12 protein-coding genes and 1 tRNA gene are annotated in these 13017 nt (G+C 50.1%); 3 read left to right on the plus strand and 10 right to left on the minus strand.

Translation table 11 applies throughout. The annotated features are described in order from the left end of the window. The first annotated feature begins 11 nt into the window (after positions 1-11). The gene (gene rpoN, locus SH580_RS02290) at positions 12-1460 is read left to right on the plus strand and encodes an RNA polymerase factor sigma-54 (RefSeq protein WP_319833391.1); all 1449 of its coding nucleotides are present in this window, start codon (positions 12-14) and stop codon (positions 1458-1460) included. A 220-nt stretch (positions 1461-1680) separates the two neighbouring features. Here rpoN and hemW read toward each other — a convergent pair whose 3' ends face one another. From hemW to SH580_RS02340, 10 genes are all read right to left on the minus strand, one after another. Continuing rightward, entirely contained in the window at positions 1681-2826 is a 1146-nt protein-coding gene (hemW, locus tag SH580_RS02295) for a radical SAM family heme chaperone HemW (RefSeq protein ID WP_319833392.1), read from the minus strand. 11 nt (positions 2827-2837) lie between these two features. Then, positions 2838-3593 carry an MlaA family lipoprotein gene (locus SH580_RS02300; RefSeq protein WP_319833393.1) on the minus strand — a complete coding sequence of 252 codons (756 nt, stop codon included), beginning with the start codon at positions 3591-3593 and terminating at the stop codon, positions 2838-2840. Then, a complete protein-coding gene (locus SH580_RS02305; protein ID WP_319833394.1) occupies positions 3574-4200 on the minus strand; it encodes an MlaC/ttg2D family ABC transporter substrate-binding protein in 627 nt (208 codons plus the stop codon). The genes SH580_RS02300 and SH580_RS02305 overlap by 20 nt, the downstream gene beginning before the upstream one ends. Positions 4201-4216: 16 nt before the next feature. Then, positions 4217-4672, minus strand: coding sequence for an outer membrane lipid asymmetry maintenance protein MlaD (mlaD, locus tag SH580_RS02310; RefSeq protein ID WP_319833395.1), 456 nt, complete (start codon positions 4670-4672; stop codon positions 4217-4219). 3 nt (positions 4673-4675) lie between these two features. After that, complete coding sequence (locus tag SH580_RS02315) at positions 4676-5449, minus strand: ABC transporter ATP-binding protein (protein ID WP_319833396.1); 774 nt, start codon at positions 5447-5449, stop codon at positions 4676-4678. 1 nt (position 5450) lies between these two features. Beyond that, positions 5451-6227, minus strand: coding sequence for an MlaE family ABC transporter permease (locus tag SH580_RS02320; RefSeq protein ID WP_319833397.1), 777 nt, complete (start codon positions 6225-6227; stop codon positions 5451-5453). Positions 6228-6508: 281 nt separating this feature from the next. Then, positions 6509-6585 (minus strand) — tRNA-Arg (locus SH580_RS02325). Between the two features lie 468 nt (positions 6586-7053). Then, positions 7054-8046: a DNA/RNA non-specific endonuclease gene (locus tag SH580_RS02330; protein ID WP_319833398.1), complete on the minus strand. Its 993-nt coding sequence runs from the start codon at positions 8044-8046 to the stop codon at positions 7054-7056. Between the two features lie 174 nt (positions 8047-8220). Beyond that, a complete protein-coding gene (locus tag SH580_RS02335) occupies positions 8221-9342 on the minus strand; it encodes a putative glycoside hydrolase (protein ID WP_319833399.1) in 1122 nt (373 codons plus the stop codon). A 249-nt stretch (positions 9343-9591) separates the two neighbouring features. Continuing rightward, on the minus strand, positions 9592-11271 hold the full coding sequence (locus SH580_RS02340) for a hypothetical protein (RefSeq protein WP_319833400.1): 1680 nt from the start codon (positions 11269-11271) through the stop codon (positions 9592-9594). A 383-nt stretch (positions 11272-11654) separates the two neighbouring features. On the opposite strand from SH580_RS02340, the gene SH580_RS02345 reads away from it, so the two are divergent. Next, entirely contained in the window at positions 11655-12248 is a 594-nt protein-coding gene (locus SH580_RS02345) for a TetR/AcrR family transcriptional regulator (protein ID WP_319833401.1), read from the plus strand. A gap of 94 nt (positions 12249-12342) precedes the next feature. Next, a complete protein-coding gene (locus SH580_RS02350) occupies positions 12343-12891 on the plus strand; it encodes a carboxymuconolactone decarboxylase family protein (RefSeq protein WP_319833402.1) in 549 nt (182 codons plus the stop codon). Positions 12892-13017: the final 126 nt, after the last annotated feature.

A 13017-nucleotide genomic window follows, 5' to 3' on the forward strand; every position in this document is an offset into this window, starting at 1 on the left:
TCGCTCACACTATGAGTTCACAGGGGTTTCAACAAGTACAGAAGCAAACGCAATCACTCGTCTTAGCGCCACAACTGCGCAATTCGTTGAAGATTCTGCAGGCACCCGCTGTCGAGCTACGCACTTCGATTCTGGAAGAGCTACAAGCCAACCCGCTACTTGAAGAACTACCGATCGACAGCATTAGTGTCGAAGAACATCGAGAGTCAAATAACGAAAACGAACGTGAAGCCGATGAAGAACTCGACTTCAACGCAGAGGATTTCAGCGCCCTCGAAAAAATGAGCGAGGAAATGCGCGAGCATTATTCTCAGGAAAACAACGCCCAATCCCACACTTCAGAAGACGACGAGCGACGCGATTTTTTCTTAAATTCGTTGACCGAAAACGTTTCACTCCAACAGCACTTAATTGGCCAAGCCGAGCTCACGGACTGCAGCGAGCAAGAACTCGAAGCGCTACTCTATCTGATCGGCAGCTTGGATGACAATGGCTACCTAACCGAAACCATTTCAAATATCGCGCTCACGACACGTATCCCCTACGGCACAGTAACCAGCGCAGCTGCCACCCTCAAAACCTTCGACCCACCCGGCATCGGAACCGAAAACCTGGAAGACTGCCTCGCCACTCAACTCGAACTACGCGGCCGTGGTGACTCATTGGCAGCGAAAATTCTACGCGAACATTTCGACCTCCTGGTTCGCCGTCGCGTGCCAGAGCTCAAGCGCAAGACCGGCGCCAATCCCGAAGACATTCAAGATGCGATCGAAGAGATCTCGACACTTGAACCCGCCCCGGGCAAACGCTTCAGTCCCGATAGCAACAGCGTCATTCAGCCCGACGTAACCGTCTACCAAGACGAATACGACGAATGGCAAGTCGTCCTCAATAGCGACTACATCCCACGTCTGCGCATTAGCAATACCTACAAGGAAATGCTAGCCAAAGGCACGCTCAGCAAACAGGAAAAAGAATTCATGCTCGAACGTATGCGCTCCGGCAAGTTCCTGATCAATTCAATCGAACAACGCCAGCAAACCATCGAACGCATCACCCGTGAAATACTCAAATTTCAAAACGAGTTTTTCGAGGTCGGCGTCTCTAAATTGCGCCCACTCACAATGAACACAATCGCGGAAACCGTGGGCGTACACGAAACCACCGTGAGTCGCGCCATCGCGAATAAATACATTCGCACGCCCCACGGCGTCTTCGCTTTCAAATATTTCTTCACTCCTGGCTACAAGGCTGGCAACGGCGAATCTGTCTCCAATAAGACCATTAAAGATATGATCAGCCAAATCATCGAAGAAGAAAGCCCGGCCAAACCTTTCAGCGACCAAAAGATCGTAGATAAGCTCAAAGCCAAAGACATTAAAATCGCCCGCCGCACCGTCGCTAAATACCGAGAGGAACTCGGCATTTTACCCACCAATTTGCGCCGCCGCTACGACTAAGCGCAAGATTGAGAGAAAAGCTGAGAAACACCTCTTACAGCTACAGCCTCATATTCTCAACTAGCGATGTGACGCCAGTCACGCCTACTGATCGACACTCGATGGGCCCCAATCACACATCGACCGCGCTCGCGCAAATTTGTCAGGTTGAAACAGAAATCCAGGAGTGATTCGCCACAACAAAGTCTCAGCAAACTGCTAAACATTGCCAAAGCGCCCACTACACTTCCAGCAAGGCACTACCAATGGCATCACAGACAAGACGCCCACGGTGAGTCAGAGCATAATGACTGCCCTGCGACCGTAACAGCCCTTCACCTTCGAAAGACTTCAGTTTCGCTTCCAAGTCCAAACGATTGCTCGCATGATCAAATCGCTCACTAATCAGCTGCAAATCGACACCTTGATTCATGCGTAGACCAAAGATAACCGCATCGGCCATCAGCAGATCGTGATCGAGCTCGACACGCTCATTTTTCGGCCACTGCCTGGACTCCATAGCACGACACCACTCATCAAGATTGGCCGGACGTTGATAGCGCTCTCCCCCATATTGACTAGCCGCCGAAGGACCACAGCCGACCCACTCGTGCATGCGCCACGTATTCATATTATGGAGACACTCCGCGCCCTGCTGTGCAAAATTAGAGATCTCATACTGCTGGTAACCAAGCTCAGCTAGCAACTCCCACCCACGCTCATAGAAGCGCAGCTCTTTATCCTCATCGATTGATACCTTGCCCTGCGAAAGTTTCACATAGAGAGCGGTATCCTCCTCGAAAGTCAGGCAATAGGTGGAAAGATGTGAAGGGCCAAGTCGAGCTGCTTCGCGTATGTCCGCCTCCCATTGCTCAATACTCTGATTCGGAATCGCAAACATCAGATCAAGATTTGCCTGCGCAAACCCTGCGGCCTGCACGCGCTCCCAGGCTGTGTAAATTTGCTTTGGATTGTGCAGACGTCCCAACGATTCGAGCAACTTGGGGTCAAAGCTTTGCACGCCCATCGAAATGCGCGTCACCCCGAGATCACGCAGCACCTCCAGCTTATCCGCCTTCACCGTCGATGGAGCCATTTCAATTGTCCACTCTACAGGCGGCTGTCCCAGACGCTCTAATAGGGAGCGTCCGAGCCGCTCCAGATCTTTAGCCGCCAATAAGCCTGGCGTGCCACCGCCCCAAAATATCGTATCAACTGCACGATCCTGAGGCAGCTGCGCAAACTCCAGCTCCATTGCTGCAAGGTAACGATCCAAATCCCCACGACGTGGCTTCTCTTGGTAAAATGCACAAAAATCACAAGTCGAGGCACAAAAAGGCACATGGCAGTAAATGCCGATAGCTTGCGCAGTTTGACTGGGAATCATCAAGAAATAATCTACTCTGCGATCACCCCACGGCGATACTGGGTGTAGCCATTCTTCATCGAACTATATGGGTCAATGGCACTGCCCTTAAATTGCTTGTAACGCTGCATAATCTCAGGACTCTTCGCAATAAACTCGGTGCCCGAAAGCGCTAAACGCCACTCCCAGTTCCAATCGTCAATCAAGCTGAAGGGCTCCTTCAAAGGATTGACTGAACGGTCACCAATCAAACCACCTAGGTCACGCAAGTTCGAAGGCCCCAGCAAAGGCAAGACCAAGTATGGCCCTTCAGCGATGCCCCATGCGCCCAAAGCTTGCCCCACATCCTCGGGCTTGATCGGCTCAAAGCCGTTCACTGAATCTGCGGGTGTCATAATCCCCCCGATCCCCATGGTGGAATTAATCGCAAAACGCCCGGTTTCCACCCAAGCACCCTTCAATCGGCCCTGCAGTAAGTTGCCCGCCAGACGCACCGGATACTTTAAATTATCGAAAAAATTGCTCGCCCCCCGCTCAATCGGATCGGGTGTGATCGCAGTGTAGCCATCCACCACCGGCTGCAGCACATTCATGTAAACGAAGTCATTAAACTCGAAGGTGTAACGATTCACCGCCTCCAGTGGATCATAGATACTGGAGCTCGTGGTGACATCTTCATTGTAGAAGTCTTCGTCAGACAACTTGCCCTGTGCCGAGAGCGTGTGCACACATACCAGGCCTAGCAATGTAGCCCCAACCAAGCAGGATTTAGATTTTGGTGTCTTCATTGATCTCATCTTTTTGGAGTAGTTCTTTAAGTCGAGTAATCAGTTCTGCGCCGCTGCCCTTACGGAAATGATCATCTAATTGCTCCCGATAATTCGAAACAACGCTCACGTTCTCTGCGACAATGTCGTAAATCTGCCAACCGGAGTCCATTTCACGCAGACGGTAAAGCACATATAAAGTCTTATCATCCAATACGATCGTCGACTGAATCTCCATCCGCGTCGACGAGGTCGAAGTAACCTCTCCCAAGGTCACTTTAGGCCGTTTTTTACCATTTAAACCTTTAACATAAGCCTTAAGCACCAACTGCTTAATCAAATCCAGAACCTGAGCTTGCTCGCCCGCAGTCATCAAATTCCAATTACGGCCGATCGCGCGCCGGATGATCACATCCAGATCATAACTCGCCTCAATCACTTGACGCACTTTGGCCTGTTTCGCTTCGTCAGATAGACTCGCACAACAGTCCGCATAAATCACATCCAGCGCCGCATCAATGGTCCCTTGTAGCTTGGCACGCTGCGCTTCTTCAGCCGAGACAGGCGCGCTCGCCATTCCCAAAATCAGACCCAGCAGTAAAATTGCCTTATATAAATAATGTCGCATAAGAGTGTGGGTAAGTCTAATCTGACTGCTCGTCAATACCTCCGAGCGCAAATCGGCTAATCAAGCTTTCGATATCAAGGGCCGACTCCGTATCGACAATCTCGTAGCCAGGCTCCATCGGCATGCCCCCGCCCGGCGATAAGTTAATGTAGCGGTCCCCAATCAGGCCTGCGGTTTTGATCGAAGCAATGGTGTCTTCGTCCAACTCCAGCGAATTAGGTAACTCGATCGTCACAATCGCATCGAAGCGCTCATTCAAGACCACCTGTTTAACAGTGCCCACGCGCACCCCGGCGATCTCAACACGGCTGCCCGCATTCACACCACTCGCACTGCTGAAACGAGCGGTGATCGTGTAACTATCACTGCCAAAAAAACGAGCGCCACCCACCTGAATCGCTAAGTAAAGCACTGCGATCAGCCCCAGGAGCACAAAACAGCCCACGAAAAATTCAATGGTTCGATTATTCATAAATTACTGCGCACCTCCATGCGATGCAGATGATTTTCGGCCATAATTAGCCTTGCTAAGAAATCCGGAAAGCGCCAACGTCGCATCCGAATTCAAATCCTCTGGTTGACCAAAAAATTGTATCTTCCCCCCGTCCAGCCAAGCCACCCGGTCGCTAATCTCAAATACCTCGGGAATATCATGACTCACCAATAAAGCCGTAAATCCAAAACGCTCACGATAGTCCGCAATCATCTCAAACACACTGAACTTACGCTCCGGGTCCAGCCCAGTCGTAGGCTCATCGAAGAGCACAAGCTGTGGCTTGGTGATCAAGGCTCGTCCCAAAGCCACCCGCTTCTTCATCCCCCCGGAAAGTTCCCCGGGAAAACGGTCCGCCGAATCACTCAGCTCCAGATGCCCCAACATTTCATCCACTCGCTGCTTCACCTCAGCTCGCCCCAGTCGGCTCGCCTCCCGCAAGGGCAAGGCCACATTATCAAAGGCAGTCAACGAATCAAACAACGCATTGTTCTGAAACATATAACTAAACGATACGCCCCCATCACTATTCGCACGTCGACGACTGTGCGCAATCGCTTTGCCCTCCAGCTCAATCGTACCTGCATCTGCCCTCAGCAAGTTCGCAATACACTTTAAGAGCACCGACTTACCGATACCACTCTTGCCTATGATCGTCGTCACCGATGCCGCTGCGACGTCCAAATCGACCCCGTCCAGCACATGCTTATCGCCAAAGTGCTTCTTAAGACCGCGAATTTTTAGAAAGGCATCCATACTAGAGAAGAAAAGAAGTAATTAAATAGTCCGCAGCCAACACTGTCACACTGGACCAAACCACCGCACGTGTCGCCGATTCACTAACACCCCGCACCCCGGGATAGGACGCCTTACGGTGCGTATTAAATCCCCGATAGGCACAAATCGATATCGTTAACAGCCCAAAAACCAGCGCCTTGATATAACCACCCTGCACGTCGGCCCAAGTCACACTTTCAAAGACACGATTCCAATACACGCCCGCATCCAAATGCAACAGCACCGAGCCCGTCAAATAGCCCCCGAAGATCCCGATTAAATCAAAAACTGCAGTCAAAATCGGGAAACAAATCAAAGTCGCCACCAAACGCGGCCCCACCAAAAATCCCAAAGGATCGATACTCATAGTCTGCAAAGCATCAATCTGCTCATCATTACGCTGTATTCCCAGCTCCGAAGCCATGGCAGAACCCGCCTGCCCCACCACCATCAAGGCAGTTAATACCGGCCCCAACTCACGTATCAGGGAAAGCGCCACCGCAGTGCCCAGCGCCGACTCCGCACCAAATTTCACCAAGGTGTAATAAAGCTGCAGCCCCATCACCAAGCCCGTAAACAAGCCCACCGTCGCGACAATCGGCAAGCAACGCACCCCGATTTCATGAATCGCCAGCGTCAACTTAGCCAAACGCCCACGCTGCACGAAAAAACCACGCAGAGCCCCCAAGCCAAAGAGAGAGATTTCTCCCATCTCAAAGACTACACCAAGTGCCAAGCGTCCAAGCGTGCGTATCATGATAAAAGGTTTTACAAGTAGAAAAGCTGCATCCAAACAACGAACGAAGACTTATGACACAAGTTTCCCAGTCATTGGAAGCCGAACTTTATAAAATATTCAAATCCACTGCGGCCCAAGTCCAGCAGCACATTAAAACGTAGCCGGGTTGCCCCCTCGCTCGGCCCACTCCGCGCGCAGCGCTGACCGATACACAAAACAGCTCATAAGATGCAGAGCACCACGCTGGGCGCCCCCGTCCGTCGCCAGTTCCGCGACGCGGCAAGTGCTTGCTCTACAAGTGGTACGGGCGCTGGGATTCGAACCCAGGACCGTCGGTTTAGAAAACCGATGCTCTATCCAACTGAGCTACACCCGCATCTACCTGACAAGCAGCGACTTCAACAACGAAAAAGGCAAGTAAAAATTAGCATTTGTCACCCATTTTTATAACCCGCGAAATTAAGAGCATGTCTAAAGCATCAAATTCAGCAGTTTTTCAAAATGTGGCAGAATGCCAGTATCGTAATGAGTCATCGGGCGGCTACTATGTTTTGGTAAAGAGGTCAGGCAAGCAAATCCGTCGATCATTGAAGACAAAAGATCCTCCCCCACACCATTTAATCTTAACCGCGCTCATATTCGAACCACCAGAGTCCACAAGCACCCCGCGGGTATAAGCGGACACACCACATTTCACGCTCAGTCAGCTCCGCAATGCCCAGTATAGATAAGAAAAAATCATTTTGCTCTACAATCATTCTGCAATTAAATCCCAGAATACGCCCCCCAAAAAAACGGCAAACGTCATGCGATGACTCTCCCCCCAAAAACAGCCTCTCCACCGCTACCACAAACGCTTTGCCAAGTCGGCTTCGATAACGGCTTCCACCGAGTCGTCGAGCGCAGATAAAAAATCCATACCAGTAGCAGCTTCCACAGCATCGATTGTCACCAAAGACGCGGCTAACTTTCCTTCAGGATCCATGCCCTGCTCCATAATGACGGCCAATGCACGCAGACCATCCGGCTCCACCACGTCCACGATAATTTTGAAGAACGCCGCCGGAATCACCACACCACTACTCAACTGCCGGCTTGAAGCATCATAGATTGGCCCGGTGAGCACCCAGACCTCTCCGTAGTCTCGCAGATAACGTTTAGCCACCATTTGCTCCAACTCCTTCCAGGGCCCTTGATTGAGTTCAGGCCGCTGAGGTACGATATTGCTCATCAAAAAAGTCTCTTTCTGTGCACGCTCCCCAAAGACCATGTCGATCGCATAATTCGGAGCCATGTGCCCGCGATCATAACCTGAATTACTATAGGCATAATGATCCACCCGCGCGCGCGTGCGTCGATCAACATCAAAACTCTCAGGCCTCTCCGACGTATTTACGTTTTCATTACGCTGCAGACGATAGGCGACCCAATCCGGATTTCGCAATGACTCATTGTAACCGACCAGGTAGCCCTCGTTCTTTAAAATTTTGACCGGCCGATCACTCACAGGCACCCCCGCAAAAGTATAACAATCCGCCCCCTCGATATCACCCACAGACACCACATTGCCTAAAGAAGCTGGCATTTGCGAAATTACCCAGTTCAAGATTTCATCCACATCACCATTCGTCTGTTTCAGTTCGATCAGAAAGTCTAAGCCTGCAATTGCAATCTCCTGCGAACGCCGCTGCACCCCCTCATCTTGCTTCGAATACCAGAAACCAAAAATAACGGTCGCCACTACAAAAAGTAAGAGCATCAGTTTACATTTGCGCCAAAGTCGCCCCAGCAGCCCCAGCTGCCGAACCCGTCGTTTAATGGTTCCTCCTCGTGTCATAATCAAAAAAACACGACACAAAAAGCCATAAACTGACGAACGCAATCAACGAACTCTGGAAAATCCACCGACTCCCTCCTCAGGCTCACACACCATCTGTAGTGATGGCATATAACTTGACCGACTCAAACGGGGCATCCGCTTCGCTCAGCAGGCTGCAACAAGGCGGCAGGTTTATTTCCAATCAATGCTCGCGGACCAGGTGTCCAAGTCGACAAAGACCGAAGCGTGCACGAAGTCACGTGTATACTTCCAGCCATTACGCTGCGCATCCCCCATCGGGGGCCCCAAGGGTTTATCAAATTCCGGATACGTGACAAAGGTGCCGGTATCATTCCCCTGATAGCTCCATGTATAACAGAAATATGAATATGGTTCCGCGACCAGTAGATAGCAGGCCAACGGGAATGTGATAGCTGCGCGAGCCATTTGCACACGTTCCTCGCGCGATTTCTGCATAATTTCTTGATCCCGCCAATCAAAGCCAGGCCATGCTTTGATCGCTAACAGCTTACCAGACTTGGCAATGGCCTGTAGCACCTCAATATCCTCGGCCAGTGCCTCTTTCTTGCCAGGTTTGGCGCTGACAAAATGCTCTTTCATGGCGCCATCCGTCACCTGTAAGAGTCTGGCACCGACATTCTCAGGGTCCATTGAAACACCGTTCTGAATGAGAATGCTAGATGAGCCAACTTGGCGACGCGTCTCCTCAACCATCGCGCAGAGCCCATTGTTCAACGCTTCGATCTTTTCGGGCGTCAACACCTTGCGCCGACTATGATTACTAAACTTGCCGATGGCATCGATAAACACACCGTCAGCCCCCAATTCGTGAACGGCTCTGCTGGCTGTGTCCGACCACCAACGCTGGACCTCCGGCTGTGACAGATCACTGAACGTGCTGTTGAAAATACGCAGAAGTTCCCCGTCCTTACTGAGCAGTTCGCCGCCCGGCGGAAAATCATCGATCGCATCATACCCGCCGATCTTTATGGTGGAATTCCAGTAGAACAGCACCTTCGCCTCCGGGTTGCGCTTTTTTATTTCTTCCACGGCAAGCGCGAACCCCTTTTCTGTGCTGCCGTGCTTCCGCTTGGCGTGACCTTTTTCAATCGTGATTAAATCGAAATTTTCAGCGAGAAAATCCAGTTGTTCCGGAGTAAAATCATCCGACATATTTGCCAAATGGGCATAGACAGGAACGGTATCCCAATCAAACGGAACATTGTGCGCAGCACTCACGAGCACAGTAGACGGCAAAAGCAAAGCTAAGGAGATCTTCAACAATTTCTTCATAAATCAACTTTCTATGGGGTGTTCGTTCCTAGATTCACTTTGATCTCATAATTAAAAGCGAGCACATCCTATCCTTTATGCAACGCGTCCTGACATTCATAATTGGACGTTGGATGTTGGACGTTGGACGTTCGATGTTGGACGTTCGATGTTCCCATCCCCACCGCTGGTTTGCTTCGTATAAATCGGTGTTTCGATGAAAAGCATGCGCTTAAACTACGTCCTTGGCACAGCTCGTCGAGGACTAAGTCAATGACACACCACAAAGGTAATGACATGCCTCGTGTTTAGCCTCCTGCCTGCCATAACTAGGCTAACAATGCCCCAGCTCACCCAAAGCGCAAAGTTGGTCGGCTCCGGAATTACCGTTGCGGTTATTGCCCTTAGACCATCAGAAATCTGATCATCATATTTAATCATAAAAATGTAATCATCCACCGTTAGCGTGGATCCATTACTAACATTATCAAAAGTATGCCCATCCCACATCCCGTACTCAATTAGGACAAACGTATCTCCCTTCGACAGCGCGGTTCCTTCATCTAAAAGAATAGATAGTGTCACAGTTCCCAGTGTCTCAGTAAAGGCCTCCGTATACGAGTTATAAACGGTGCCTAGGCCTAAGTTTGGCGTTGAAATGGTTCCTGAATCCACAACGCCAGCACCGTTGTCGCCAATCGTAAAGCTGATGTTAGCAACATCGTATTGCTCTAGTGCGAAGGAAATCCCCAAACCAGTCTCATCAATCTCGATACGACCACCACGCCCTAAATTAATGTTCCCGACTGCACCTTCGTCCTCAACGCCCCACCCGACGATAATAGAATTAGACACGCCAACCACCGTATTCACACCGTCCACACTGAGTGTCCCCACTCCGCCTTCATAGCCCAAATTCACAGAATCGAATTGCCCCGTCCCTCCAGAGAAGAACGAGAGGCTCCCCTCCTCAAACAAGCCAATATACGCTCCCTGCGACACATTCAAAGTAGCGTTGTCTGAAACATGCACTTCGCCATATCCCTCATCACCGACAATAAAATACCCACTACTCACACTCGCGTTGTCACTAATAGTAGCCACACCTCTGGAACCGGAATTCCGCCCCAATGTGATATCATCGCCAGCGGTAACAATCGCCGAGCCGGTCACATTCCATTCTCCCTCGCCAGAATAACCTATATAAACATCATCTGTAGCATCGATCTTTACATTATCTGATAGGTTCATAACTGCTGAACCATTGACCCCAATTTTAACATCCTCGCGCGCTGTTACAGTTACATTTTCACTCAAGTTTACGACCCCAGTGCCGCTATTGCCTGATGCGATCGTAAACTGCTCAGAAATAAAACTAGCATATCCATCAGCTTCCAGCGTCCCACTCCCATTAGGACCAATAAAGATAGACGCGGTGGCTTCAGCTTGACTGTTATCACCCATGATTAAACTGCCTTTGCTCGCGTTACCGATGATCAAATTATAACTGGCGCTCACGCTCGCTGCTTCCAAGAGCGTAATTGTACCCTCCGATCCGGTTTCATACGCAACATATATATCTACAGCACTAATTGACGACTGCCCCAAAGCCGTAAGTTCCCCCTCACCAAATTCATTTTGTCCGACAAAAAACTTATCTGATACAAATTGCGCCTCATCGTCCATAAACGCCTCACCAAATCCATTCTGACCGATTACAATACGGTCAGTGGTGCTTATACTTGATTCTCCATCAATAGAGAGAGAACCGATATCTGATACTTCAGGAGCAATCGCAACTTTGGCTGTAGAGTCGGTATAATCGCCGAGATACAGCACCGCGGCATCTGCAAACACGCTACTCAACAACACAGCAACACTCCCAAGGATCATACGCTTAGCGTATGATTCAATTGATAAACAATGAATTATGTACATTTTCTGATACATCTTTTACGGTAATGATGAAAGCCGTGAAAACCGCCAATCTGGTCTCACAACCCAATGAAAGAGGCGGAACAATAACACTCTCCAACTGAATGGAAGATGAACCTTAACAAAAAATGCCTCAAAAAATACTGACGGAAGTTCGAAAGATGTCATGTCATTCCCCTTGTGCTGAGATTCTCACGATGCTCGCTGAGTTTGTAACGCGTGCAGGTCATGAATCGTAACGATCGCAGCATCTTTGATGAAGCGAAGTGGACGGCTATCGAATGCCAGCAGAGCTGCCCGAATTTCCTACGATTGGCTTTCCCTCCTCGCCTCTTGTTCCGCTAAAAATCGCTCTTTGAATTGACAAACTAGACGACTGGTCTAATTAGTGCATTCAAATGAGCGAACAAGACACCAGAGAGCGTATTCTAGATGCGGGGGTTGAGATCATGCTGGAACGGAGTTTTCACTCAGTGGGGCTGAATCAATTACTCTCTGCGGTGAATGTGCCCAAGGGCTCGTTTTACCACTATTTCAAGTCCAAGGAACAGTTTGGTGTCGAGGTGCTACGCCACTACTCCAAGCAAGCGAACAGCAAGCGCCATCAAATCCTCGCGAATCTTGAGATCTCAGAAAACCCGGTCGAACGCCTGGTTTTCATGCTCAACGCAGGGATCGAAGACATTCACGATGGAGGTTGCAAGTGCCCTTGCTTGCTGCAAAAGGTGGCCATCGAAGTTGTCAACACCAGCGAGAGCATGCGCGAGGCGCTGGCCGATGGCTTTGGCGAAATGATTGCGATCTTCAAAGAAGTCGTAGACGAAGCAGTCTCCAAACAATACCTATCCCAAGAACTGAATACAGAATCTGAAGCACAGTTCATCCTCGATCTCTGGGCAGGCGCACAGCAGCGCACTGCCATCATCCGCGATGTCGCTCCCCTGCGCCATGCAGTCGCTATCATCCGCGAGCGTTTAGCACGAAAAATATAGATTCCCTCTTTTTACGGAATAAGTAGACGACTGGTCTACTCGTATTCATTCAAATCAACATTCTTAATCACCAAAAACGAAAACATACAAAATAATGAACAATATCACACTACATACACTTGAGACTGCACCTGAAGCTAGCAAAGCGCTACTCGAAGGATCCATCAAAGCCTTCGGAATGATTCCGAACCTACATGCCGTCATGGCAGAGGCCCCGGGGCTATTGGAAGGCTACCAAGTGCTACACAAGTTGTTTCAAAATTCGTCCTTCGACAAGGATGAGCTCACGGTTGTATGGCAGACGATCAACGTGGAGCACGAGTGCCACTACTGCGTGCCGGCTCACAGCTTCATTGCGAATTCGATGGGCGTGGATTCCGCAATAACAGAAGCACTCAGAAACCGCACCGCAATGCCCAATGAAAAGCTTCAAGTCTTGCACGACACGACGCTCGCCATGGTGCGAGGTCGCGGACAGATCACTGAGGAAGAAACCCAGCGATTCTATGATGCGGGCTATGCACAACGTCAGTTGTTCGAAATCGTGCTAGGTCTTTCACAAAAAGTGATGAGCAACTACGTGAATCACATTGCGGCAACTCCAGTGGACGCGCCCTTCCAAAAATTTGCATGGGAGAAATAGTCGTCGTAGAAGCTAGAGCATAGCAGCGGGTTACCCCGCAAAAACTGAAGAGGATGCGGCGAAGGCCTCTGAACGTTTGATAAATCTGCACGCTACGACACTTCACAAATCAGTGGCGTCAAACGC

The sequence above is a fragment of the Coraliomargarita algicola genome, from assembly GCF_033878955.1.
GTDB lineage: Bacteria > Verrucomicrobiota > Verrucomicrobiia > Opitutales > Coraliomargaritaceae > Thalassobacterium > Thalassobacterium algicola.

Coding starts and splice junctions, on each gene's coding strand:
- SH580_RS02315 (WP_319833396.1), bottom strand. CDS start 5,449: ATGGATGCCTTTCTAAAAATTCGCGGTCTTAAGAAGCACTTTGGCGAT.
- SH580_RS02350 (WP_319833402.1), top strand. CDS start 12,343: ATGAACAATATCACACTACATACACTTGAGACTGCACCTGAAGCTAGC.
- hemW (WP_319833392.1), bottom strand. CDS start 2,826: ATGATTCCCAGTCAAACTGCGCAAGCTATCGGCATTTACTGCCATGTG.
- SH580_RS02335 (WP_319833399.1), bottom strand. CDS start 9,342: ATGAAGAAATTGTTGAAGATCTCCTTAGCTTTGCTTTTGCCGTCTACT.
- SH580_RS02305 (WP_319833394.1), bottom strand. CDS start 4,200: ATGCGACATTATTTATATAAGGCAATTTTACTGCTGGGTCTGATTTTG.
- SH580_RS02300 (WP_319833393.1), bottom strand. CDS start 3,593: ATGAAGACACCAAAATCTAAATCCTGCTTGGTTGGGGCTACATTGCTA.
- SH580_RS02345 (WP_319833401.1), top strand. CDS start 11,655: ATGAGCGAACAAGACACCAGAGAGCGTATTCTAGATGCGGGGGTTGAG.
- SH580_RS02330 (WP_319833398.1), bottom strand. CDS start 8,046: ATGACACGAGGAGGAACCATTAAACGACGGGTTCGGCAGCTGGGGCTG.
- mlaD (WP_319833395.1), bottom strand. CDS start 4,672: ATGAATAATCGAACCATTGAATTTTTCGTGGGCTGTTTTGTGCTCCTG.
- SH580_RS02320 (WP_319833397.1), bottom strand. CDS start 6,227: ATGATACGCACGCTTGGACGCTTGGCACTTGGTGTAGTCTTTGAGATG.
- rpoN (WP_319833391.1), top strand. CDS start 12: ATGAGTTCACAGGGGTTTCAACAAGTACAGAAGCAAACGCAATCACTC.
- SH580_RS02340 (WP_319833400.1), bottom strand. CDS start 11,271: ATGTATCAGAAAATGTACATAATTCATTGTTTATCAATTGAATCATAC.